Source organism: Peteryoungia aggregata LMG 23059, assembly GCF_030814435.1.
Classification (GTDB): domain Bacteria; phylum Pseudomonadota; class Alphaproteobacteria; order Rhizobiales; family Rhizobiaceae; genus Allorhizobium; species Allorhizobium aggregatum.
On record NZ_JAUSUW010000001.1, the window covers coordinates 456,049 to 479,340 of the forward strand.

Annotated in this window: 20 protein-coding genes; 12 read left to right on the top strand and 8 right to left on the bottom strand. The window is 62.4% G+C overall.

Annotated elements, in window-relative coordinates; genetic code table 11:
- Positions 1-3: 3 nt before the first annotated feature.
- The 5 genes from bchL to bchF are packed head-to-tail and all read right to left on the bottom strand — an operon-like array spanning position 4 to position 8,071.
- Positions 4-933: a ferredoxin:protochlorophyllide reductase (ATP-dependent) iron-sulfur ATP-binding protein gene (gene bchL, locus J2045_RS02200; RefSeq protein WP_054147805.1), complete on the bottom strand. Its 930-nt coding sequence runs from the start codon at positions 931-933 to the stop codon at positions 4-6.
- Complete coding sequence (locus tag J2045_RS02205; RefSeq protein WP_307368848.1) at positions 930-4,703, bottom strand: magnesium chelatase subunit H; 3,774 nt, start codon at positions 4,701-4,703, stop codon at positions 930-932. The genes bchL and J2045_RS02205 overlap by 4 nt, the downstream gene beginning before the upstream one ends.
- On the bottom strand, positions 4,675-6,237 hold the full coding sequence (gene bchB, locus J2045_RS02210) for a ferredoxin:protochlorophyllide reductase (ATP-dependent) subunit B (protein WP_307368850.1): 1,563 nt from the start codon (positions 6,235-6,237) through the stop codon (positions 4,675-4,677). The genes J2045_RS02205 and bchB overlap by 29 nt, the downstream gene beginning before the upstream one ends.
- A complete protein-coding gene (locus J2045_RS02215) occupies positions 6,234-7,538 on the bottom strand; it encodes a ferredoxin:protochlorophyllide reductase (ATP-dependent) subunit N (RefSeq protein ID WP_307368852.1) in 1,305 nt (434 codons plus the stop codon). The genes bchB and J2045_RS02215 overlap by 4 nt, the downstream gene beginning before the upstream one ends.
- Positions 7,535-8,071 (bottom strand): 2-vinyl bacteriochlorophyllide hydratase, encoded by a 537-nt coding sequence (gene bchF, locus J2045_RS02220; RefSeq protein WP_307368855.1) that lies wholly within the window; start codon positions 8,069-8,071, stop codon positions 7,535-7,537. The genes J2045_RS02215 and bchF overlap by 4 nt, the downstream gene beginning before the upstream one ends.
- Positions 8,072-8,459: 388 nt before the next feature.
- On the opposite strand from bchF, the gene J2045_RS02225 reads away from it, so the two are divergent.
- The 6 genes from J2045_RS02225 to J2045_RS02250 all read left to right on the top strand — a co-directional run bounded on the left by J2045_RS02225 (position 8,460) and on the right by J2045_RS02250 (position 14,592).
- A complete protein-coding gene (locus J2045_RS02225; RefSeq protein WP_307368858.1) occupies positions 8,460-9,242 on the top strand; it encodes a cobalamin-binding protein in 783 nt (260 codons plus the stop codon).
- A complete protein-coding gene (ppsR, locus tag J2045_RS02230) occupies positions 9,239-10,690 on the top strand; it encodes a transcriptional regulator PpsR (RefSeq protein WP_307368860.1) in 1,452 nt (483 codons plus the stop codon). The genes J2045_RS02225 and ppsR overlap by 4 nt, the downstream gene beginning before the upstream one ends.
- 61 nt (positions 10,691-10,751) lie before the next feature.
- Entirely contained in the window at positions 10,752-11,675 is a 924-nt protein-coding gene (gene chlG / locus J2045_RS02235) for a chlorophyll synthase ChlG (protein WP_307368863.1), read from the top strand.
- Positions 11,676-11,685: 10 nt separating this feature from the next.
- Entirely contained in the window at positions 11,686-13,050 is a 1,365-nt protein-coding gene (locus J2045_RS02240; RefSeq protein ID WP_307368866.1) for a BCD family MFS transporter, read from the top strand.
- Positions 13,051-13,087: 37 nt separating this feature from the next.
- The gene (locus tag J2045_RS02245) at positions 13,088-14,293 is read left to right on the top strand and encodes a geranylgeranyl diphosphate reductase (protein ID WP_307368868.1); all 1,206 of its coding nucleotides are present in this window, start codon (positions 13,088-13,090) and stop codon (positions 14,291-14,293) included.
- Positions 14,290-14,592: a hypothetical protein gene (locus J2045_RS02250; RefSeq protein WP_307368871.1), complete on the top strand. Its 303-nt coding sequence runs from the start codon at positions 14,290-14,292 to the stop codon at positions 14,590-14,592. Before J2045_RS02245 ends, J2045_RS02250 begins: the two co-directional genes overlap by 4 nt.
- On the opposite strand, the gene J2045_RS02255 is transcribed toward J2045_RS02250, so the two are convergent.
- Entirely contained in the window at positions 14,559-15,005 is a 447-nt protein-coding gene (locus J2045_RS02255) for a TspO/MBR family protein (RefSeq protein WP_307368874.1), read from the bottom strand. The genes J2045_RS02250 and J2045_RS02255 overlap by 34 nt on opposite strands.
- Before the next feature lie 169 nt (positions 15,006-15,174).
- Between J2045_RS02255 and J2045_RS02260 the strand changes: the two genes are divergently transcribed.
- From J2045_RS02260 to J2045_RS02270, 3 genes are all read left to right on the top strand, one after another.
- Positions 15,175-15,564 carry a c-type cytochrome gene (locus J2045_RS02260; RefSeq protein ID WP_307368877.1) on the top strand — a complete coding sequence of 130 codons (390 nt, stop codon included), beginning with the start codon at positions 15,175-15,177 and terminating at the stop codon, positions 15,562-15,564.
- A 138-nt stretch (positions 15,565-15,702) separates the two neighbouring features.
- Positions 15,703-17,652: a 1-deoxy-D-xylulose-5-phosphate synthase gene (locus J2045_RS02265; RefSeq protein ID WP_307368880.1), complete on the top strand. Its 1,950-nt coding sequence runs from the start codon at positions 15,703-15,705 to the stop codon at positions 17,650-17,652.
- 122 nt (positions 17,653-17,774) lie between these two features.
- Positions 17,775-18,701: a cobalamin B12-binding domain-containing protein gene (locus tag J2045_RS02270; RefSeq protein ID WP_307368883.1), complete on the top strand. Its 927-nt coding sequence runs from the start codon at positions 17,775-17,777 to the stop codon at positions 18,699-18,701.
- Between the two features lie 57 nt (positions 18,702-18,758).
- On the opposite strand, the gene J2045_RS02275 is transcribed toward J2045_RS02270, so the two are convergent.
- Both J2045_RS02275 and J2045_RS02280 read right to left on the bottom strand, forming a co-directional pair.
- Complete coding sequence (locus J2045_RS02275) at positions 18,759-19,832, bottom strand: Gfo/Idh/MocA family protein (protein ID WP_307369242.1); 1,074 nt, start codon at positions 19,830-19,832, stop codon at positions 18,759-18,761.
- Positions 19,833-19,905: 73 nt separating this feature from the next.
- Positions 19,906-20,625 carry a GntR family transcriptional regulator gene (locus tag J2045_RS02280; RefSeq protein ID WP_307368886.1) on the bottom strand — a complete coding sequence of 240 codons (720 nt, stop codon included), beginning with the start codon at positions 20,623-20,625 and terminating at the stop codon, positions 19,906-19,908.
- A 93-nt stretch (positions 20,626-20,718) separates the two neighbouring features.
- On the opposite strand from J2045_RS02280, the gene J2045_RS02285 reads away from it, so the two are divergent.
- Genes J2045_RS02285 through smoA form a run of 3 tightly spaced genes read left to right on the top strand, consistent with a single transcriptional unit; the run spans position 20,719 to position 23,287 of the window.
- A complete protein-coding gene (locus J2045_RS02285; RefSeq protein WP_307368888.1) occupies positions 20,719-21,876 on the top strand; it encodes an LLM class flavin-dependent oxidoreductase in 1,158 nt (385 codons plus the stop codon).
- Positions 21,876-22,769: an aldo/keto reductase gene (locus J2045_RS02290; protein ID WP_307368889.1), complete on the top strand. Its 894-nt coding sequence runs from the start codon at positions 21,876-21,878 to the stop codon at positions 22,767-22,769. The genes J2045_RS02285 and J2045_RS02290 overlap by 1 nt, the downstream gene beginning before the upstream one ends.
- Positions 22,769-23,287, top strand: a complete 519-nt coding sequence (gene smoA / locus J2045_RS02295; protein ID WP_069043217.1) for an NADH-dependent FMN reductase SmoA — start codon at positions 22,769-22,771, stop codon at positions 23,285-23,287. Before J2045_RS02290 ends, smoA begins: the two co-directional genes overlap by 1 nt.
- Positions 23,288-23,292 lie beyond the last annotated feature (5 nt).

Consider the following 23,292-nt stretch of genomic DNA (forward strand, 5'->3'; position numbering starts at 1 on the left):
ACCTCACTCGAAGCCGAGAAATTCGAAAATTTCCCGGTCCTTCATCGGTTCGGCCTCAAGCGCAGGGGTGCCTGCCCAGAGGCGCTCGGCCAGTTGCATGTATTCCTTCTGGATGCCGAGGATCTCCGGGCTGTCGCCCATCTCGAACAGTGTGCTCTTCTTCAGCCGGCTCAGCCGCACATGGTCACTATCAGGCACATGAGCGAGGCGCGTCAGCCCGATCGCCGCATTGTAGCGGTCGATCTGGTCCGTTTCGCGCGAACGGTTGGCAATCACGCCGCCGAGGCGCACATCGTAGTTCTTCGACTTCGCCTTGATGGCGGCGACGATCCGGTTCATCGCGAAGATGGAATCGAAGTCGTTGGCGGCGACGATGACCGCGCGTTCGGCATGCTGCAGCGGCGAGGCAAAGCCGCCGCAGACCACGTCGCCGAGAACGTCGAAGATCACGACATCGGTGTCGTCGAGCAGATGATGCTCCTTGAGCAACTTCACCGTCTGGCCAACGACGTAACCGCCGCAGCCGGTGCCGGCCGGCGGACCACCCGCCTCGATGCATTGAACGCCGTTATAGCCCTCGACCATATAGTCTTCCGGACGGAGTTCTTCCGAATGGAAGTCGACTTTTTCGAGAACGTCGATGACGGTCGGGATCAGACTTTTGGTCAGCGTGAAGGTCGAATCATGCTTCGGGTCACAGCCGATCTGCAGCACGCGCTTGCCGAGCATGGAGAAGGCAACCGAGAGGTTCGACGATGTCGTCGATTTGCCGATTCCACCCTTGCCGTAGACCGCGAAGACCTTGGCGCCGTCGATTTCCATCGTCGGGTCGAGATGCACCTGAACGCTGCCCTCGCCATCTGCGCGCTCCCGGAGCTTCTCGGCGATGCGTGCCTCGCGTTCGGCAATCTTGCCATGGGTGTAGATGTTCATTGGGCAGCCTCCCTGACCAGCCCCTCGAGACGGTCTTCCAATTCTTCACCTGCCTGTTTCAGAGCGGCGAGCGTTTCTGCATCCGGCTGCCAATAGTTGCGCTCATGCGCCTCGATCAGCCGGTTGGCCACACGGGCGGCAGAAGCCGGATTGAGTGTGGCCAGCCGTTCGCGCATTTCGGTGTCGAGCACGAAGGTCTCGGTGATCTGCTGGTAGACCCAGGGATCGACATCGCCTGTCGTGGCCGACCAGCCGAATGTGTTGGTTACCTGCGTCTCGATATTGCGCACGCCCTCGTAGCCATGCTTCAGCATGCCCTCGAACCATTTCGGGTTCAGCGTGCGTGTCCGTGTCTCCAGCGCGACCTGCTCGCCGAGAGTGCGGACACGTCCCTCGCCCTGCGTCTGGTCGGAGATGAAGACCGGCAGCGAACCGCCACCCTTGGCCCTGTTGACAGCCTTGGTCAGGCCACCCAGCGTGTCGAAATAGTTCTCGATCGTGGTCACCCCGATCTCGACGGAATCGAGGTTCTGGTAGGCCATGTCGACCTGCCCGATCATCGCATCAAAGACCTCGGCCTGCGCGCTGGTCTTGCCGCGACGGTTGATCGCGAAGCTCTTGCGATTGCTGTAGGTCTGCGCGATCTCGTCATCGTCACTCCAGGAGGACGAGGCGACCAGCATGTTGACGTTGGAGCCATAGGCGCCATCGGCATTCGAAAACACTCGGTAAGCCGCCGCCTCGATGTCGCAGCCATGGCTTTCGCAATAGGCGAGCGCATGCTTACGAATGAAGTTCATCTCGACCGGTTCGTCTGCGACAGCTGCGAGATAGCTCGCCTCGGCCAGCATGCTCGCCTGGATCGGCAGGAGATCCCGGAAGATGCCAGACAGCGTCATGACCGCATCGATGCGCGGACGCTGCAGCTCTTCGAGTGGCACCAGAACGGCGCCGCAGACGCGGTTATAGGCATCAAGTCTGGGCCGCGCACCCATGAGTGCCATGGCCTGCGCCAGCGGCGCGCCGCCGGTCTTCAGATTGTCGGTGCCCCAGAGAACAACGGCCACCGTTTCCGGCAGGCGTCCATCGGTCGCGAGATAGCGTTCGAGCACCTTCGCTGCCTGGCGTTCGCCATCCTGGATGGCAAAGGCGCTCGGAATGCCGAAGGGATCGAAACCGTGAATATTGCGACCGGTTGGCAGCAGTTCCGGCGTGCGCAACAGGTCACCAGAGGGCGACGGCAAGACATAGCGGCCGTCCAGCGCCCTGACGAGGCCATCGATCTCGCCGTTGTGCGCCAGTTCGCGGTTCATCGTCACCAGCTTGTCGATACTGTCCTTGAGCTCACCCACGGCATTCTTCGTCATCCGCGTAATCGTCGCGGCGTCACCCTTGGCGATCGCGGCGATCAACTCAGTCTGAAGGTGCGGACGCACGGCAGGCGGCATGTTGGCGGCGACATGGTCGAGCATTTCCAAACGCTCGTTCTCTTCCATTGCGCGACCGGCAATGTGCAAACCGTGCGGAATGAGCGCGTATTCGACTTCAGCCACCTCGGCCACGAGCGCCAGCACCACGTCGGATTCGGCGAGCGCGATGCCATTCTTGCCCAGGTCCAGTTGCTCGGCCTGCACCTGAATGAGCTGGAACAGCCTCTCGCGCTCGACGCGCGCCTCGGGCGCTGCACTGCGATAGCGATCCAGGCTGCCCTTGATCTCCGTCAGGCCTTTGTAGAGCCCGGAATGCGTGATCGGCGGCGTCAGATAGGAGATCAGCGTTGCAGCCGACCGCCGTTTGGCGATCGTGCCTTCGGACGGGTTGTTGGCGGCGTAGAGATAGAAGTTGGGAAGCGCGCCCAGGAGGCGATCCGGCCAGCAATCTGCAGAGAGGCCCACCTGCTTGCCCGGCATGAACTCCAGTGCACCATGAGTGCCAAAATGCAAGACGGCATCGGCGCGGTAGGTTTCGCGCAGATAGCGGTAGAAGGCGGCAAAGGCATGGTTCGGGGCAAAGCCGCCCTCGAACAACAGGCGCATCGGGTCGCCCTCATAACCGAAGGGCGGCTGGATCGCGATCAGCAGGTTTCCATACTGGCGGCCGAGCACGAAGATGCCACGCCCATTGCTGAGAACGCGTCCCGGAGCCGGTCCCCACTTTGATTCGAGATCGGCGAGGTGTTTTTCATTGCGCACATGCTGGTCGACGGGGATGACCGTGTGGACATTCGCCTCGACGCCATAAAGAGCTGCATTGCCTTCAAGGATGCCGTCCTTCAGCGCTTCGGCATCGGCGGGCAAGTCGACATCGTACCCTTCCGACTTCAGCCGGCGCATGGTCTCGAACAGGCTCTCGAAGACGGAGAGATAGGCGGCGGTGCCGATGCTGCCGCTGTTCGGCGGATAGTTGAACATCGCAATGGCGATACGGCGCTCGGCACGTTCCTTACGCCGCAGGTCGACCATGGCCGCGAGGCGATCGGCGAGCAGCACGACGCGTTCGTCATCGGGCTGCATGCAGGCCCTGCCGGACGGGCAGGAGGCAAGCTCTCTCGAGCAGATGCAGGCTCTCGCCTCACCACCCGCGTCAGAGCGACCGCCGAAGACCATGGAACCGATGGAGCCGTCGAGTTCCGGGATCGCCACCATCAGCGTGGTTTCGATCGGGGTCAGCCCCTGCGTCGACGAAAACCAGACTTCCTTGCTCTGAAACTCGGTTGCCATCGCGGAGAAATAGGGAACATCGAGCGCCGCAAGTGTCTGGGCAGCGGCAGCGGCATCGCTATAAGCCGGTCCGCCAACCAGCGAGAAACCGGTCAGCGAGCAGAGTGCATCGATGCGCGAACCACCGGCAGCTGGCGTCATGAAGCGTTCGATTGCGCCGCGCATGTCGAGACCGCTGGAGAAAACCGGTACGACATTGAAGCCGCGCAGTTCCAGCTCGCGGATGACACGATCATAGTGGCCGGTGTCGCCAGACAGGATGTAGGTTCTCAGAAGCAGAAGCCCGATCGTCCCGCGCGCACCCGCCTTGTGCGGCAGGCTCGAGAGCTGCGTCGTGACCCTTGGCTTCAGGCCAGGATGATAGAGACCCATGTCGGGATATTCGACCGGATCTCCAACCGTAATGCGGCCCTGGAGGCCCTTGCGCTCGCCCTTGGCATATTTACCGACAAGCAGGCGGACCATGTTGGCGATGTTCTCGTCCGAAGCCGCAATGCGGTATTGCAGCGTCAGGAAGTAGTTGCGCACGTCCTGCGCGGTCCCCGGAATGAAGCGCAGCAATTGCGGCAGGCGACGCAGCATGGCGAGCTGGCGTTCCCCAGCTGTGCGGCCGCTGTCCTTGCCACCACGCGAGCTTTTTCCACGGAGCTTCTTCAGGAGTGCCAGCGGACCCTTCTGCTCCTCGCTCATCTTAAAGCGACCCATGGTCGTGTATTTCATGATCGTGCCGGCCGACATGCAGCAGGCCATGGCGTCGCATTCGAGGTGGCGTGCTTCCAGCACGTCTGCGATGGCGCGCACATGTTCCTCGACGAAGATCATCGAGACGATGATGATGTCGCCCGAAAGGATCGCCGAACGGCAGACTTCAAGGCTCGCCGGATTGTCGTTCCAGTCGGTTGCCGCATGGACGGAAAGCGTCAGGCCCGGCAGATCCCTGGCAAGGCTGCGGCGCGCATCATCGACAGCCGCGACAATGTGATTGTCGAGCGTCACGAACACCACCCGGACCGGGGTGCTGTCAGCGGGCGAAATGGGCTTTCGCGTCATACAGCGTCTCCACGGTGATCGGGCGGATACCCTTGCGGGCGGCGAAGAGTTCGGTGTTGCGGCGGGCCTTGCCACGCACGAAGAAGGGGATCTTTTTAAGCTCGCGCTCGGCATCTGGCGTCCAGGCCGCGTCGTCGGCGGGTACCTCGGCGAGCACAAGCGTCTCATCGTCAGAGACCACTTCGGTCGCATCAGCCGCAGTTGCAGGGGCGTGGCCATGCAGATGCGAGGCCTGGGCCTGATCATTGAATTCGAAATCGTCCCGGAACATCTGCAGGAGGTGCTCTTCGAGCCCCATCATCAGCGGATGAACCCAGCTGTCGAAGATGACATTCGCACCCTCGAAGCCCATTTGCGGCGAGTAGCGGGCCGGGAAATCCTGGACATGCACGGGGGACGATATGACGGCGCAGGGCACCCTGAGCCGCTTTGCGATGTGGCGCTCCATCTGCGTTCCCAGCACCAGTTCGGGCCGGGCCTCGATGATCGCCTGCTCGACATCGAGATGGTCATCGCTGATCAGGGCCTCGACACCGAATTCTTCGGCGGCTTCACGCACTTCTCGGGCAAATTCGCGCATATAGGTGCCCAGGCCACAGACCTTGAAACCGAGTTCTCGGGCGGCGATGCGGGCGGCAGCGATCGCATGGGTCGCATCGCCGAAAACGAAAACGCGCTTGTTGGTGAGGTAATTGCTGTCGACGGACCGCGAATACCAGGTGGCGCGGTCCTCGGCCTCGCCGACCGGCTGGTCGCTCGGAAGGCCCGCAAGTGCCCGGACTTCCGCAAGGAAGGTGCGCGTCGCGCCGATGCCGATCGGTACGGTCGAAACGAAGGGCATGCCGAAGGTTTTCTTGAGGTAGCGCGCCGCACTCTCGCCGATCTCGGGATAAAGCACGATGTTGAAGGCGGCGTCCGGCAGGCGCACGAGATCCTCGACCGTCGCGCCGAGTGGGGCGACGACGCGCACGTCGATGCCATTGGCGGAGAGCAGGCGGCAGATTTCCGTGACGTCGTCGCGGTTGCGGAAACCGAGGGCGGAAGGACCGAGGATGTTGCAGCTGTTCGGCGCCACCTGGGCCGGACGTTCGCGCCCTGCGGTGAAGCCACGGACGAGCCGATAGAAGGTCTCGGCTGCACCCCAGTGCTCCTTCTTCTGGTAGGAAGGAAGTTCCAGCGGAACAACGGGAATGCGCACATCAAGCGTGCGCGCCAGACCCGCCGGATCGTCCTGCAGAAGTTCGGCGGTGCAGGAGGCGCCGACCAGAAGCGCATCCGGCTGGAAGCGCTCAACGGCATCGCGACAGGCGGTCTTGAACACATCGGCTGTCGAACCGGCGAGGTCACGCGCCTGGAAGGTCGTGTAGGTCACCGGCGGACGCGAAGGGCGCCGCTCGATCATGGTGAAGAGCAGGTCCGCATAGGTGTCGCCCTGCGGTGCATGCAGCACGTAATGCACACCCTTCATCGAGGCGGCGATCCGCATGGCACCCACATGCGGCGGTCCTTCATAGGTCCACATGGTGAGTTTCATGATGCGGCCCTCCGGTTACCGGAGCGGTCGCCCGCGATCATTGCCTTGCGCGTCAGAGGACGGGCAAAGAGCTCGGCGAGATCACCGGCCTGCTCATAGCCCTGGATGGGTGTGAAGGCGAATTCGATCGACCACTTGGTGACGATGCCTTCAGCCTCGAAGGGATTGGCAAGCCCCATGCCGCAAACGACGAGGTCGGGCTTGGCAGCGCGGCAGCGGTCGATCTGGATCTCGACATCCTGTCCTTCGGAGATAGAGACACCCGGCGGCAGCATGGCGAGTTCGCCGGCCACATGCTCGCGGTGCAGATAGGGGCTGCCGACTTCGATGATCTCGGCATCCAGCTCGCGGCTGAGGTAGCGGGCAAGCGATGGCTCCATCTGGCTGTCGGGAAAGAGGAAGATCCGCTTGCCCTCAAGCATTGGCCGATAATGGGCGGTCGCCTCGCGGGCCCGCCGACGCGGCGCCTCGGTCAAGGCGGCAAAACGGGCCGGCGACCCGCCGAAGGTGTCGGCAATCGCCTTCAGCCAGGCGGTCGTGCCCTCTTCCCCGAGCGGAAAGAGCGCGTTGATCCGGGCGGCACCTAAGCTTTCGAGCGCGGCGGCCGTAGCGCCGAGATAGGGCTGGGCCAGGATGAAGCGCGTACCAGGGCCGATCTTGGGAAGCCGGGCGCTGCTGCGGCCCGGCAGGAAGACGACATCCTCAAGGCCCATTTCCTCGAAAAGGCGCGCAAACTGATCTTCGACGACATCTGCAATGGAACCGGCAACGACAAGCTTCGCAGTCTTGTCACCGGCGCCATGGGTCGATTGATCGCGCACAAGGGCCGCGAGGAAATTGTCCTCGCCCTGGGTAAAGGTCGTTTCGATCCCGCTGCCGGAATAGCAGAGGACCCGGGGCTTTGACCCATAGCGACGGTCGAGACGTTCGGCGGCACGGTTGAGATCGAATTTGATGACCTCGGAGGGACAGGACCCCACAAGCACCAGCATGCGGATGTCAGGGCGGCGCTCAAGCAGACGGGCGACTTCGCGGTCGAGCTCGTCATGCATGTCGACCATGCCGGCGAGATCGCGCTCTTCCATGATCGCCGTCGCGAAGCGCGGCTCCGAGAAGATCATCACGCCGGCAGCGGACTGGATGAGATGGGCGCAGGTGCGCGAACCGACCACCAGGAAAAAGGCATCCTGCACCTTGCGATGCAGCCAGATGATCGAGGTCAGGCCGCAGAACACCTCGTGCTGGCCACGCTGGCGGATGGTGGTGGAAGGCGCAGCACAAGAGACGAGCGGCTGGTTCATGATGCGCTCCCCGACAGTGAGGGAGCGTCAGCGAGCGCCTCGGAGCTGCTGCTGCGACCGACCTGATCCAGCCGCGCCAGACGCAGCTTCCAGAGAAACTGCCCGGCATTGATGACGTAGGTCACATAGGCGGCGAGTGCGAGCGCCATCAACTGACCGGGGGCCAGCAAGCCGTTAAAAAGTGCGACCAGATAGGCCGTGTGCAGCGCCAGAACCAGGATCGAAAAGACGTCTTCCCAGAAGAACGGGCGGGCGAAGAGATAGCGACCGAAGACTTCCTTCTCCCAGATCGAGCCGGTGATCATGATCGCGTAGAGCGTGAGGGTCTTCACAACGATGGAGATCTGGGCCGCCAGCAAGCCTTCGCCGACGATGAGATAGCGCAGGATCAGTGCAAGACTGACGAGAAACACGAAGAACTGTACGGGGGCGAGAATGCCCTGCACCAGCGTCCAGACACTCTGGTCGCGCCTGCGACGCTCGTCGAGGGTATAGAGAGCCTGTTGCGGCGCTGATCGTGTGGACTTGCCCATAGCAGTCACCCCTTCTCCCGACCCCTCCCAAGGGCCGTCGGGATTACAGCGAGACTACGCCCGGCGGCATCAAAGTGTCAACTTAGATTGACGTATATTTTGATTTACATAATTTCAAACAGGGTTCATTCTGTTCCTGCTCGTCCGACGGGAAGGCTTGCCCTGCCCATCCGACGCCGCACAGGATCGTTTTCGCGGACGGGGGGCACGGCGCGGGAAGATGGACGGATCACTTCAAGGACGCCACAATAGGCCGAACAGCGCAAAACCCGCACAAAACGAGGGTAAAAAGCCTTTCAAAGTGCTTGCTCCCGCAGGCAAGAGCGCATACCTAACCCAAAGCGAAGGAGAGACGCTCCGACGCTTGATTGAGGGGACGGTGGCTTCGATGACCGCCGAAAAGCTGTCGACGCGCTATGATCGAGGTCTGGAACACGATCGCCTCTACGAAAGGGCGCTCGCAGAGTTTCGTTTCCTGATCGTCAACCCGCGGACACGCCTTGCATCGCTGCGGGCCTTCCTCGACCACGAATTGCCGCCCGACCGCCCCAACTACGTCAAGGTGCTCTTCCTCGAGACGATTGCCCGCCTCCTCGGCAGGGAATGGACCCAGGACGACTGCAATTTCGTCGACGTGACCATCGGCACGGCCCGCCTGCAGGAACTCGCAATCTCGCTTTCCCAGGAATTGCAGGAAAGACAGCGCGGCGACGAGACCCCGAGCGCACTGATCATGGCGCCCGATGGAGAACAGCACACCCTGATGCCGCGCCTGATCGGACTCTTGTTCGAGAGCCTCGGCTGGTCAACACAGCTGCTGGAACCGTCGGCCACGAAGACTGCCGCCCTCGCGCGCGCCCTGGAAGGCGCCGACATCGCCTGCATCGGGTGGAGCAATATCCGCCTCGCGACGGAATTCAAGAGCCTTGTGCGCGATGTGCGACTGCTTAGGAAAGGGGCACGCCTTCCGCTGGTTGTCGGGGGCGCTGCTGCACTCGATTCCATTGATTTTCTTGTAGGTTTGGGGATTGACTGCATCTGTGACAGCGTTTACTCCGCCGTTAAAATCTGCGAAAGTTACTATGAATTGGAAAGAATCAGCCTGCATGCTCGCGCTGCTGGCAGGACAGCAGTGGTCACACCCAGCGGAATTGATTGGCTGACTTCATGAAGCCACTGAACGGTCATAGCGGTAAGGATGGTTTCGCCGTTGCAGACGGCCTGCTGAAAACGCTTGACCTGGATTCGATCGGTTCACTTGTCACCCTTGGTGCGGACGTGGTGATGCTGGTGGACAAAGCATCGATAGTGTCGCAGATCTATTTTGCAAACAATGACTTGGCAGATTACGGCCTGGCCAACACGGTCGGCCGGCATTTGCGGGACTGCGTGACGATCGAATCCATTCCGAAGATCGACTCCATGCTGTCTGCCGGCACCAGCCGTCACCCTGTCCGGGGTTATCAGGTCAATCACAAGTGCAACGGCAAGCCCGACCTGCCCCTCGTCTATTCCGCCTACAGCGCGCAGGATTTTCCCTACACCATTGTCGTCGGCCACGAACTGCGCCAGCAGATGCTGGATCAGCAGCGTCTGGTGCAGACACAGATGGAACTTGAGGCGGACTATCGTGAACTGAAGGACGCCGAGACCCGCTATCGGACGGCATTCAAGGTCGCAACGGTCGCCTATGTGATGCTCGACGGGGAACGACGCACGATCCTGGACGCCAACCCTGCAGCCAGTGCTCTCTTGTCTTCGGCCGGAGCCCCTCTGTCGGGAAAATCGATCCGCGACTTGTTTGGGAAGCAGGACCGGGACAGGCTGGGCGACGCGATCAGCGAAGCCCGACACAGCCCCAACCCGGTAGATCTTGATGGGATTGTCATCGCCAAGGGAGAAACCGTCTCCCTGACAATCCGCTCCTATCGCGAAAACGGCATCACCAACCTGCTGCTCGCCGTTTGGCCGGCCGAACAGAACCAGGAAACCAAACGCCAGCGCGGCGAGAAGGCCGTCGGCGCCGCCGCGATCGACCTGGCCGACCTTCCCGAAGCCGTTGTCCAGACAGATACGGACGGCATGGTGCTCGCCGCCAACACCCTTTTCCTCGACCTGATCCACGCTCCCTCGCTCACTCAGGTCCTCGGTCGAAGCATCGGCACCTGGTTTTCCACCTCGGCGATCGACATCCGCGTGCTCTATGCGCGTCTGCTGGATGAACCCTCCATTCGCGGCTTCACCTCGACCCTGACTGACAACCTCTCGGGCGAGAGCGCCGTCAGCCTTTCCGCTCGCCTCAATCCTGCGAACGATACGATCCAGCTGGTTGTGATCCCGCAGATGACCGCAAGCGAGCGGCTGACCATCCCCTCTCCGGGCGTCCCCGATCAGGCCGAGGGTTTCTCGGCCCTGGTCGGCAAGGTGCCACTCAAGGACCTGATCCGGGAATCGCTTGATGTCATCGAGAAGATCTGCATCGAGGCCGCCCTTGATCAGACCAGCAACAACCGTGCCTATGCCGCCGAGATCCTCGGCCTGTCGCGCCAGAGCCTCTACATCAAGCTGCGCCGCCACGGCCTTGAGGACTACCGACCGGGCGCCAACCGACCGAGTTGAGTGACAAATACATCTGTCAATTTAAGTTGACACATCCTTGGGTGCGGCTTAGCCTTCATCCATGGCCCAGATCCCTTCACACGTGTCGGCAGCCTCGTATCCGTCCCCTCGGGCGGTGATTGCGCTGTTGAAGCCAATCACCTGGTTTCCGCCGATGTGGGCCTTTGCCTGCGGCGCGGTTGCCACCGGCGCTGGGGTCGGCGAGCGCTGGTTGCCAGTGGCGCTCGGCATTCTGCTTGCAGGACCACTGCTTTGCGGCACGAGCCAGGCGGTCAACGACTGGTTCGATCGCCATGTCGACGCCATCAATGAACCGGACCGGGTCATCCCCTCCGGCCGCATGCCGGGCCAATGGGGGCTGTTTGTCGCCATCGTGATGTCTGTTCTGTCGATGGCAGTCGCCAGCCTGCTCGGATCGCTGGTCTTCATCGCCGCCCTCGTCGGCCTGGCCCTCGCCTGGGCCTACAGCGCCCCGCCCTTCCGCTTCAAGCAGAACGGCTGGATCGGCAACGGCGTGGTGGGTCTGAGTTACGAGACCCTGCCCTGGATCACCGCGGCGGCGGCAACGCTTGGCCAAACGCCTTCAGCGCTCACCATAATGACAGCCCTGCTTTACGGGCTCGGTGCCCACGGGATCCTGACACTGAACGACTTCAAGTCGATCAAGGGCGACCGCCAGATGGGTGTCGACACGCTCCCGGTCCTGCACGGCGCGCGCAACGCGGCCCGGATCGCCTGTCTGGTGATGGCGACCACGCAGGCCGGAGTGATCCTTCTGTTGGCATTGGCGGGCCTTGCGACCGGCGCGGCACTTGTCGGCGCAGTTCTCGCCCTGCAGATGCTCTGCATGATCCGCTTCCTGCGGGACCCGGAGGGCAAGGCGGTCTGGTACTCGGCCGTCGGCGTCGGCCTCTATGTCAGCGGCATGATGGCAGCAGCCGTCGCTCTTGGCTCCCTACCGCTGCCATCAGGCACCGGTGTCTAGGAGTTCGGCCATGCGACTTGAGACCGGGAACACGAAGGCGGGCCATGGGACAATCGGATTGAGCTGGTTGTCGATCATCCGGCTCGGTCTCGTTCAGGCCGCCCTGGGGGCCATCGTGGTATTGACGACATCGACACTCAACCGCGTCATGATCGTGGAACTCGGTCTGGCGGCGGTCATCCCCGGCCTTCTCGTCGGTCTGCACTACGGCGTGCAGATCACGCGTCCGCTCTGGGGCCACAAGTCCGACACCGGACGGTCGCGGACCCGCTGGATCCTCGGAGGGCTAGCACTTCTTGCCATCGCGGGCACCGGCGCCGCCGCCACCACGCTTCTTTTCGAACAGGCCTTCCTGATCGGCCTTGCTGCGGCCTTCCTCGCCTATACGCTGATCGGCATCGGCATCGGGGCCTCCGGCACGTCACTGCTCGCGCTGATCGCCATGAAAACAGCGGTCGAACGACGGGCGGCAGCCGCGACCATCACCTGGATGCTGATGATAACAGGGATCATCGTCACCTCGGTGCTGGTCGGATCCCAGCTAGACCCCTACTCCCACGATCGGCTGATCCTGGTCACGGCGATCACGGGTCTGGTCGCCTGTGTCGTCGGCATGATCGGCGTCGCCGGGATGGAAGCCAGACCATCCGTGGACAGCCAGGACGAACGGCCGATCGTCACTAGCTTCCGCGACAGCCTGCAAGACGTGCGCGATGATCGGGAGGCGCGCCTCTTCACCCTGTTCATCTTTCTCTCGATGCTCGCCTTCGCGACGCAGGACCTGATCCTCGAGCCCTATGCAGGGCTACTTTTTGCAATGACACCGGGAGAAACCACGGCGCTTTCGGGAACACAACATGCCGGCGTTCTGCTGGGCATGATCCTCGTCGGGCTCTCGGGTGCTCTTTTCGGCAAGCGCTTCCCGGATCTGTCGCGCCACTTCATCACGGGAGGTTGTTTCGGCTCGGCATTGGCGCTTGCAGCGCTCGCCCTCTCGACACAATCGGCGCCCCTCTGGCCCCTCGAAATCAACATCTTCCTGCTGGGAGCGGCCAACGGCGCCTTTGCGGTCGCAGCAGTCGGAACCATGATGATCCTCGCCGGACGCGGACGGAAATCCAACTACGGCATGCGCATGGGTATCTGGGGTGCGGCCCAGGCAATCGCATTTGGACTGGGCGGCATTCTCGGGACAGTGGCGCTGGATCTCGGCCGCTGGTTCACCGCCAGCGACGCGCTCGCCTTTGCCGCCGTCTTCACGATCGAGGCAGGTCTCTTTCTGATCTCGGCCCTGGTCGCCACGCGGATCGGCCGGCAGGGCGTTCCCAGCACGTCGAACAGCATGCCCAACGCCGCCATCATGCCCGGAGAATGAACCCGCGAGCCGGGACACCCCGGCAGGGAGAACCGCAATGCAAAAGATCTATGACGTTGCCGTCATCGGCGGGGGCCCCTGCGGGGCCATGGCAGCCGAACGCCTTGCGGAGAAGGGGCACAGCATCGTCCTGGTAGACCCGGACAATCGCATCAAGCCCTGCGGCGGCGCCATCCCATCCCGGGCACTCGTCGACTTCGGCATCCCTGAAACACAACTTGTCGCACGTGCCAATGCCGCCCGCATCATCGCCCCCTCCGGAAGGACCGTCGACATGACGATCGGCGATATCGGCTATGTGGGCATGGTCGATCGCGCCAGCTTTGATCCGTATCTGCGACAACGCACGGCCGAGGCCGGAGCGGAGCGGCTGACAGGAAAGCTGGAAGACCTATATGAGCGTCGCGACGGCATGCTCGAATTGACAGTTTCTCCGTCCGCTCCGGATGCCGATCAGGCCACGACACACATTGCCGCGCGCCGCGTGATCGGCGCGGACGGCGCAAACTCCGCCGTACGACGGTTGATGTTTCCGGCCTCCCGCAAGCCCCCTTATGTCTTTGCCTACCACGAGATCGTCGAAAGCCCGGTGGACGCAGACCCCGGCGTATTCCGGGCCGATCGTTGCGACGTCGTCTATGATGGCGGCATCTCGCCTGATTTCTACGGCTGGGTCTTCCCTCATGGCGGGCAAACCAGCATCGGCACCGGGACCGCCGTCAAGGGGCACAATATTCGCGAGGCGACGACGCGATTGAAGATCGCTGCCGGCCTTGGCGACTGCAGGGTGATCCGACGCGAGGGAGCCCCGCTGCCGCTGAAGCCGATGAAACGCTGGGACAATGGCCGCACCGTGGTTCTGGCCGGGGATGCCGCCGGCACCGTCGCCCCGTCCTCGGGCGAAGGCATATATTACGCAATGCTCTGCGGTCGCCTTTCGGCAGAGGCGGTGCACAAATCGCTCGTTACCAACAGTGTCGGCGCCTTGCGGGAAGCGCGACGGGACTTCATGCGCGACCATGGGCGGGTGTTTCTGATTCTCGGCATTATGCAGGCCATCTGGTACCGCAACGACCGGCTGCGCGAAAAGTTCGTGGCGATGTGCGCCGACCCGGATGTCCAGCGCCTCACCTGGGAGTCCTATCTCAACAAACGCCTGGTGAAGCGCGATCCGATGGCGCATCTACGCGTCTTCGCCAAGGACCTCGCCCAACTCTTCGGTTTGCCGGCAGGCCAGAGATGACAGCATGGCTGACGCAGTTCTTTCTGTCTGGCTGGATCAGCGTCGTGGCAATCGCCGTGCTCTGGTCGACAATCCTGGTTGCCGGGCTCCGTTCACCATCCCCGGGGACAGTGTTGGTGCGACTGATGCCGAACGCCGTTTCGGGAAGCTGCCTGCTCGCCGCCTTCGGCATCGCAACGCGCCAGGGACCGATCGCATGGCAGGCGCTGTTGCTGGGCATCTCGCTGATTGCGTTCCTTGTCGACTTGCGACTGAGGTTGACCGATCACGCCTCGGGATTGAGGCGCCGGACGGAGTGATTGAGCGTTGCGGCGGCGGTCACCCAGGCGAGATAGGGAACGAACAGCAGCGATGCCAGCGGTGCAACCGACCACGCCATGATGATGAACAGTGCGATCGACAGCCAGAGCACCGAAACATCGATCAAGGCGAGGTCCATGCGACGCATGCCGAAGAAGAAGAAGGACCAGAGCGCATTGGCAACCATCTGCACGCCCCAGATTACGAGAGGAAGAGACCAGCCGGCCGTGGACCACACGAGCCAGCCAGCATAGCCGATCGCGACATAGAGGATCGACCACACGACGGGAAAGGCCCACTTCGGCGGCGTCCAGCCGGGTTTCCGCAGCCCTTCGTACCATTCGCCTGGCTTGAACAGCGCGCCGCTCGAAGCCGCGATGAAGACAATGACGATAAAGACGACTGCGGCCATGATCCGGCTCCCGGTGAATTTGCGTATTCATGCAAGTACTGAGTCTGGACCCTGGTTCCGCAGACGGCTTCAGGCCCCGAGACGCCCATACGCCGCAGGAGCGGCGATGGTCGAATGTCATGCCAGCATTACATATGATTTTCATCCGCGATGCCATGGGAGGTCACACATGTCGAGGATAATTGCAGCCGCATGCACAGCCGCAGCACTCTTGCTGTCTTCAAGCGCTTTTGCCCAGGAGGGCGATGTGGCGGCCGGCGAGACCGTGTTCAAGAAATGCAGCGCCTGTCACAACGTCAACAGCGATAAATCAAAAGTCGGCCCCTCGCTGCAGGGCGTGATCGGTCGCCAGCCGGGCATCGTGGAGGGCTTCAAATACTCCAAGGCCATGGTCGACTTCGGCGCCGACAAGGTCTGGGACGATGCACAGCTGACTGCCTATCTCGCCAACCCGCGCGGGGTGGTGAAGGGTACGCGCATGGCCTTCGCGGGCCTCAAGGATCCGAAGGAAATCACCGACGTCATCGCCTACCTGAAAACCTTCAGCCCGGCTCCCTGAGCACAGGCTTGTTCCGCCGGAATAACATTTCCGGCGGAATTCGACATCGAAGTGTAAAAAAAAGTTTACATATCCCTCATCTTCTCCGAAGATGCACGTGTTGATCCATTCTCGGGTAATCCTCGCCGAGCGTGCCGCATGGCACTCTTGAAGCGACATGCTCCGAAGAAATGGGCTCTTTCGTGGGAGGAGAGCACCGTGGGCCTGTCCTGTGCGAATGACGTCGCCACCCCTTTGCTCGACCAGGTGCGATCACCGGACGATCTGAAGGGCATGCGCAGCGAGGAGCTCTGTCGGCTGGCGCAAGAGTTGCGGGACGAGACGCTTCGGATCGTTTCGGAAACCGGCGGCCATCTCGGTTCAAGTCTTGGCGTCATCGAACTGACCGTCGCCATCCACAGTGTTTTCAAAGCCCCCCGCGACACGATCATCTGGGATGTCAGCCATCAGTGCTATCCGCACAAGATCCTCACAGGGCGCCGTGGAAAAATGCGCAGCCTGCGCAAGAAGAACGGGCTTTCGGGCTTTACCCGCCGCAGCGAAAGCAGTTTCGATCCGTTCGGCGCGGCCCATTCCTCCACCTCGATTTCCGCCGGGCTGGGATTTGCTGCGGCCCGCGACCTGAAGGGCGAGGCGGGTCATGTCGTTTGCGTCATCGGTGACGGCGCAATGTCGGCCGGCATGGCTTTCGAGGCGCTGAACAATGCCGGAAACTCGGGCCGCCCGCTCATCGTGATCCTCAACGACAACGACATGTCCATATCCGCGTCCACGGGCGCGCTGTCCAACCATCTGGCGGCCATTCGCAAGGGGACGGAACCTTCAGCAAGCAACGTTTTCCAGAATTTCGGCTTTGAATATCGCGGACCGGTGGATGGTCATGACCTCGACACTCTCCTTCCCCTTCTCGAGGAGCTGCGGGACACGGCAACCGCGCCGGTCCTGTTGCATGTGACGACACGCAAGGGCGCTGGCTATGGCCCGGCGGAGCGGGCGACGGACAAGTATCACGGCGTCAATCCCTTTGACGTGTCGACCGGTGTGCAGGTGAAGGTTGAGGCGAAAGCACCGAGCTATACCCGCGTCTTCGCAGACGCGCTGATCCAAGAGGCGAAAGCCGACGAACGCATCGTCGCGATCACGGCGGCCATGGCCGCCGGCACGGGCATCGACCGGTTCCAGGCGGCCTTTCCAGATCGCGCCTTCGACGTGGGCATCGCCGAACAGCACGCCGTCACCTTCGCAGCAGGGCTGGCCGCGAGCGGCATGAAACCCTTCTGCGCGATCTACTCGACCTTCCTGCAAAGGGCATACGACCAGATTGTCCACGATGTCGCCCTGCAGCAGCTTCCCGTACGCTTTGCGATTGACCGTGCAGGACTGGTCGGCGCGGATGGCCCGACCCATGCAGGCGCCTTCGACATCCTCTATCTCGCCAACCTGCCGGGTTTCACCGTCATGGCGGCCAGCGACGAGGCAGAACTGGTGCACATGGTGGCAACGGCAGCGGCGCACGATCAGGGGCCCATCGCCTTTCGCTATCCCCGGGGAGAAGGCACCGGCGTCCCCCTGCCGATGAGGGGCGAACCACTGCCAATCGGCCGGGGCCGCATCCTGGAGCGCGGAAGCCAGGTGGCACTCCTTTCCTTCGGGACCCGGCTTGCCGATTGTCTGAAGGCGAGGCGCCTGCTTGGACTCGAAGGTATTTCCGCCACCGTGGCCGATGCCCGCTTCGCCAAGCCGCTCGACGCTGCCCTGCTTGCTGATCTGGTCGACGGCCACGACATGCTGGTGACCGTTGAGGAAGGGGCCACCGGCGGCTTCGGGGCACTTGTTCTGCATCACCTGGCGAACAGGGGCATGCTCGACGGGCGCTGCGCGATACGCACATTGACGCTCCCAGACACGTTCATCGCCCAGGCGAGCGCCGAAGACATGTATGAAGAGGCCAGACTGACGGCACGGCACATCGTGGCCACCGTCCACGGTGGCAGCGGCATCGCCCGCGGGCATGGTGAGGTTCGCCGCACCGCCCGGGCCGGCCAACAGGAACAGCCGACGCGCCTGCACCGCGCCGAGGATCGTTAAAACTAAACCACGGGACTAAATGCTGCGTATACGACTACGAGGAGTTTGGCGGCGGCGCAGGAATGCACTAATATCCCATCGGGAAGAGCGGATCCGCCCAGGCCGATGATCGGGAGGGTGACATGGGGGACGACAAGAAGGAGGGGCCGCTCGAAAGGGCGGAAGAACCTCCGTCCACGGGTGAAGGTAAGTCAGGACCGACCAGAGGCGATGTGAGGCTTACCAGCCTGGAGCAGCGCATACTGGAAAGCGCGATACGGGGATCCGTACCGCGGCTTGTTGGCGCTGGCCATTCGAACCTGACGATCGGCATGCAGGATGGCGACGTCCCGGCAGAGGTCGATTTCCATCTTCATCCAGAGCTTGATCCAAAGGCCCGTGAATTACCGGGCACAGAGAAGGCGATCACGTTTCGTGCGGCGCTCACTCAAGCGCTCATCGAGCATGACCCACGTGGGCACAGAGATATCATTGAGGAATTGCAACGCAGCGACCTGCCGATGCACACGCTGGCCATTCAGCTGTTTTCACCGGTCGCCGCACATCTTGGTCGGCTCTGGTGCAATGATGAAACCGACTTCATACAGGTGGCAGTGGCGTCCACCCGGCTCGGGATGATCGTCAACCATCTCTCCCAGAACCGCAGCCAGGCAATCCGAGACCGCCAGAAGGCGCGTCGGGTGCTGCTGGCACGGACACGTGGCGCCATGCACACGATCGGCGTCTCCATCGTCGCCTCCTGTTTCCGCGACATGGGCTGGGACGTGGACGGCGGCGCCGACCTGGAGCTCGATGACAGCCTCTACATGCGCCTGTCCAATTCCTCCTATGCGCTGCTTGGAATTTCTGTAGGCCGCGTGGACGAGGTCGACGAATGCGCCGAAGCGATCCGTCGGGTGCAGTCCAACCGGGGCATGAGCAAGATGAAAATCGCCGTCGGCGGCCCTGCGGTGATGAAGAACCCGCGCGCTTTCGGGAGCATCGGCGCCGATATGGTGGCAAAATCCGCTCTCGAGGTCATGCATCTCGCAGACCGGATGGGGGCATAATTGCCCCAAATCTTGAGCTAACCAAGCAGAATTACTCCCCGCGCTTCGGCGTCCTGGCTAGCGCGGAGAGAATATCTGCGGGAAGGGCACCGCCTGCCCTGTTTCGGCAGAACGCTGTGCGGCAAGTCCCATGGCAACCGCCCACCAGCCATCATCGAGTGCCACCTCGACCGGCTGCTGCCCGAAAACAGCCTTCTGGAAGCGTTGATGCTGGTAGAAGGTCGAGCCGTTGTGGTCGCCGGCTTCGAGCAATTGCGGATCGACGGGTATCTCGACGACATGCGGCCCCTTCGGATCACGTGGGGAGACGATCACCTGGGCGATCGGCGGCTCGCCAAGATGCTCGGGCCAGAAGCGACCCGGGCCGGGAACCAGGCACTCGATCTTGCCATTCGGCCCGACCGCCGAAATCTCTTCCTGATAGCGGGCACCTTCGGCGAACATGCAGAGCTCCAGCATGGCGCGGGCACCCGAGGCAAAGTCGACGATGACATAGGCGTTGTCCCAGATGTCGGAAGGCTTGCCATCATAGACCTCGTCGAGATGGTTCACCGACTGCCCGCCAGACGCCATGACACGCACGGGATCGGATTTCAGGATATGCCGCATCAGGTCGAAGAAGTGGCAGCATTTCTCCACCAGCGTTCCACCAGTATTGCGGTTGAAGCGGTTCCAGTCGCCAACCTTCTCGAGGAAGGGGAAACGGTGCTCGCGGATGGTCAGCATGCGGATGCCGCCGGTCGCCTCGTCCGCCTGCTCGATCATCCGGGCAACGGGCGGCATGTAGCGGTATTCCATGGCAACCCAGATCGGCGCCGGATAGGCGGCGCGGAGCGCTGCAAGGCGGGGCGCATCGGCCGGATCGGTGAAGAGCGGCTTTTCGACCAGCACCGGCAGAGGGCGGATCGCGGCGATCTTTTCGAGTTGTTCGAGATGCAGATAGTTGGGGCTTGCGATCAGCAGGCAATTCACCCCCTCGACGCCGAGCAGTTCTTCGATCGACGCAACCATCTTCGCATCAGGGACCGCCTCGGCAGAGAGCGCACGCATGCCAGCATCCGGCTCGAAGATTGCCGCCACCGACGCATCCGGCAGGAGTGCGATATTGCGCAGATGCTCCTGCCCCATCATGCCGCATCCGATGATCCCGTATTGAAGTCCTGTCACTCTTTCCTCCTGGATTGGACCGCTCCCCGCGGCCCTGTCATTTCAGCCGCGCGACGTAGCGGGCGACGGTGTGATCAAGCCAGGTCCGCGAGACTTCCGCGCGGACGCCCTCCTGGTCCTGGCTGATGCGTTGAATGTGTGTGACCGGCGCACCGACCGCCTGCCCAAAGCTCGCAGGCGCCCAATCCGGCACGACGTCGAGGCCGATCTGGTCTTCCGCCCGGGCGATCCAGAGCGAGAGCTTGGTGCGGTAGAAGAGATAGAGGGATTCCGACACCGCTTCGAGATCGATCGTCTCGACATAGGAGCCGTCGAGCCAGATCTCCTCAAGCGCCGCCGGTTTGCCGGAGAGACGGCGCAGACGCCGGATGCGATGCGCCTCTGTGGAACTGCCAAAACTGGGCAGTTCCGAAGGCTTCGGCAGGCGATCGATCGAGAGGATCTCAGCCGTTGGCAAACCGCCTCCGCCGAGGAGTTCCAGCCGGAACATCGCGTAGACCGACTTCGGATCGGAGATCGCCCTGATGTAATTGCCGGAGCCCTGTATGCGCTCCAGAAGCCCGCGATTCTGCAGCTCTGCCAATGCCTTGCGCAGCGTGCCGACGGCAATCCCAAGCTCTTCGGCCATGTCCCGTTCCGGCGGCAGTTTTTCGCCATCGATCAGCCGCCCTGCCGCGATGTCGCGCACCAGGAGTTCGGTGATCTGGACATAGATCGGAAGGCTGCCGGGCGGCTGCGTTGCGGGGTTCTGTGGCACTTCGGTACGCCCAAGAAAAAATTGATACACTATTGATCTACATCAAATCGGGTGTTAGGCAAGAGGAAAGTTGGAGCCTTGGAGGAGACCTCAATGACTGTCGTGCCCGTCACATCGGCCGATCTCGATGGCGCGGAAGTGTCGTGGTTCGCCGCCCTCTGCTCTGACGATTATCAATTTCTCGGCGTGCCGGATGGGGCCCTGCGCTCAAGCTGGGAACATTGCTCCGACATCGTCCAGAAGGCCGAGCAGCTTGGCTTCCGCAACATCCTTTGCCCCTCGTCCTACCAGGTCGGCCAGGACACGTTGAGCTTCGTTGCCGGTTGCGCGCCGATCACATCGAAGATCAACATGCTGGCCGCCATCCGCTGCGGCGAGATGCAGCCGATCATGCTGGCGCGAACCGTGGCGACCCTCGACCACATGCTGAAGGGTCGCCTGACACTCAACGTCATCAGCTCGGACTTCCCCGGCGAAGTCGCCGACAGCGCCTTCCGCTACAAGCGCAGCCATGAGGTGGTCGAGATCCTGCGCCAGGCCTGGACCCGCGACACCATCGACCACGAAGGCGAGGTATACCAGTTCAAGGGCGTTTCGACCGAACCCGCCCGCCCCTACCAGCAGAATGGTGGCCCCCTGCTCTATTTCGGCGGCTACTCACCCGATGCCCTCGAGCTCTGCGGTGCGCAATGCGACGTCTATCTGATGTGGCCGGAGAAGAAGGACCAGCTCGCGGAACGCATGAAGGCTGTGCATGCGCGCGCCGAAGCCCATGGTCGCACGCTGGATTACGGTCTGCGTGTCCACATGATCGTGCGCGACACGGAGAAGGAAGCCCGCGAATACGCCGAATACATCGTCTCAAAGCTCGATGACGAATACGGCAAGCTGATCCGCGACCGCGCGCATGACTCGATCTCGCTCGGCGTCGCCCATCAGGCCCGCGCCCGGGAACTCGCCGACCAGTTCGGCTATATCGAGCCGCATATGTGGACCGGCATCGGCCGCGCCCGCTCCGGCTGTGGTGCCGCCCTTGTCGGTTCGACCGACCAGATCCTCTCGGAACTCGAAGCCTACAGAAAAGTGGGTATCCGCGCCTTCATCCTGTCAGGATATCCGCATATCGACGAGGCGGTTCACTTCGGCACCAAGGTGCTGCCGGAATTGAAGACCGTCTCGCTTCCTCATGCTTATGGCCGCGTTCCCTCGGAAACGCCGCCCACACCTCTCGGAAATGGAGTTCGCCGCTGATGCAGCGCGTCAATCTCACCCCAGACCTAACCTTCAGCCGCCTCGTTTACGGCATGTGGCGCATCGGCGACGATGCCGACACCTCACCCAAACACGTCCAGGCCAAGATCGAGGCCTGCCTCGCCCAGGGCATCACAACGATGGACCAGGCTGACATCTATGGCGGCTACACGGCAGAAGCCGTGCTGGGCAACGCGCTCAAGGCCTCGCCCGGCCTGCGCGACAAGCTCGAGATCGTCACCAAATGCGATATCGTCGCACCTGTTGGCCGGCACTCGGCAGCGCGGGTGAAATACTACGACACGTCGGCGGCTCACATCACGGCGTCAGTCGAAGCCTCGCTCACCGACATGGGCACCGACCATCTCGATCTCCTTCTGATCCACCGCCCCGATCCACTGATTGATCCCGACGAAACAGGCCCGGCTCTCGATGCGCTCGTCGCCTCCGGCAAGGTCCGCGCCGTCGGCGTTTCCAACTTCCGCCCCTGGGACTTCTCGCTCTTGCAGTCGTCGATGGAGAACAATCTCGTCACCAACCAGATCGAGATGAGTCTGCTCGCAACCGACACCTTCGTGAACGGCGATCTGGCCTATCTCCAGGAGCGCATGGTTCCCCCGATGGCCTGGTCGCCGCTCGGCGGTGGGCGTCTGATGGACGGCTCGAAGCCGGAACTTCTCGCAGCCCTCAAGCGGATCGGCGCAGAACACGGCGTCGATGAAACGGCAGTTGCCGTTGCCTGGCTGCTGCGCCATCCGGCAGCCATCATGCCGGTCATGGGCACCAATTCGCTCGATCGTATTGCCAAGATTGCAGACGCGACCAAGCTTGAGATGGATCGCCAGACCTGGTTCGAGCTTTACACGCTTGCGATCGGCCGGGAGGTCGCCTGATGATGGCAGCCAATGACATCCATGCGTTGGAGGCCGTCTTCGTTCCGGGCGCCGACAATCATCGTGCCTTTCGCAACGCGCTGGGCAGCTTCACCACGGGAGTGACCGTGGTGACCGCAACGACCTCAGACGGTCCGATTGGCATGACGGTGAACAGCTTTGCCTCGGTGTCGCTCGATCCGCCTCTGGTGCTCTGGTCACCGGCCAAGAGTTCGTCGCGGTACGGCGCCTTTACGGGTGCCCGCCATTTCGCGATCCACGTGCTCGGTGCGGATCAGGACCACCTGAGCGCCGCCTTCACACGCGGCGGCAATGGCTTCGACGGGATCGAGGTCAGGTTCAACGACGAAGGCGTCCCGGTTCTGCCGGGCACGCTCGCGCGTTTCGAATGCGCCGAGCAGGCGCAGCATGACGCCGGTGATCACACGATCATCATCGGCAGGGTGTTAAGGGTCGCACATCGGCAGGGAGAACCGCTGTGCTTCTCGGGAGGACGGTTCGGACGCTTCGCGGTCTGAGCTGG

Excerpts from the sequence above, each read along its gene's own strand:
- J2045_RS02250 (WP_307368871.1), top strand. The coding sequence starts at position 14,290 with ATGACAGCATGGCTGACGCAGTTCTTTCTGTCTGGCTGGATCAGCGTC.
- bchL (WP_054147805.1), bottom strand. The coding sequence starts at position 933 with ATGAACATCTACACCCATGGCAAGATTGCCGAACGCGAGGCACGCATC.
- J2045_RS02265 (WP_307368880.1), top strand. The coding sequence starts at position 15,703 with ATGGCACTCTTGAAGCGACATGCTCCGAAGAAATGGGCTCTTTCGTGG.
- J2045_RS02275 (WP_307369242.1), bottom strand. The coding sequence starts at position 19,832 with ATGATGGGGCAGGAGCATCTGCGCAATATCGCACTCCTGCCGGATGCG.
- J2045_RS02245 (WP_307368868.1), top strand. The coding sequence starts at position 13,088 with ATGCAAAAGATCTATGACGTTGCCGTCATCGGCGGGGGCCCCTGCGGG.
- smoA (WP_069043217.1), top strand. The coding sequence starts at position 22,769 with ATGATGGCAGCCAATGACATCCATGCGTTGGAGGCCGTCTTCGTTCCG.
- bchB (WP_307368850.1), bottom strand. The coding sequence starts at position 6,237 with ATGAAACTCACCATGTGGACCTATGAAGGACCGCCGCATGTGGGTGCC.
- J2045_RS02240 (WP_307368866.1), top strand. The coding sequence starts at position 11,686 with ATGCGACTTGAGACCGGGAACACGAAGGCGGGCCATGGGACAATCGGA.
- J2045_RS02260 (WP_307368877.1), top strand. The coding sequence starts at position 15,175 with ATGTCGAGGATAATTGCAGCCGCATGCACAGCCGCAGCACTCTTGCTG.
- J2045_RS02255 (WP_307368874.1), bottom strand. The coding sequence starts at position 15,005 with ATGGCCGCAGTCGTCTTTATCGTCATTGTCTTCATCGCGGCTTCGAGC.
- ppsR (WP_307368860.1), top strand. The coding sequence starts at position 9,239 with ATGAAGCCACTGAACGGTCATAGCGGTAAGGATGGTTTCGCCGTTGCA.
- bchF (WP_307368855.1), bottom strand. The coding sequence starts at position 8,071 with ATGGGCAAGTCCACACGATCAGCGCCGCAACAGGCTCTCTATACCCTC.
- J2045_RS02290 (WP_307368889.1), top strand. The coding sequence starts at position 21,876 with ATGCAGCGCGTCAATCTCACCCCAGACCTAACCTTCAGCCGCCTCGTT.
- J2045_RS02225 (WP_307368858.1), top strand. The coding sequence starts at position 8,460 with ATGACCGCCGAAAAGCTGTCGACGCGCTATGATCGAGGTCTGGAACAC.
- J2045_RS02205 (WP_307368848.1), bottom strand. The coding sequence starts at position 4,703 with ATGACGCGAAAGCCCATTTCGCCCGCTGACAGCACCCCGGTCCGGGTG.
- J2045_RS02215 (WP_307368852.1), bottom strand. The coding sequence starts at position 7,538 with ATGAACCAGCCGCTCGTCTCTTGTGCTGCGCCTTCCACCACCATCCGC.
- J2045_RS02270 (WP_307368883.1), top strand. The coding sequence starts at position 17,775 with ATGGGGGACGACAAGAAGGAGGGGCCGCTCGAAAGGGCGGAAGAACCT.
- J2045_RS02285 (WP_307368888.1), top strand. The coding sequence starts at position 20,719 with ATGACTGTCGTGCCCGTCACATCGGCCGATCTCGATGGCGCGGAAGTG.
- chlG (WP_307368863.1), top strand. The coding sequence starts at position 10,752 with ATGGCCCAGATCCCTTCACACGTGTCGGCAGCCTCGTATCCGTCCCCT.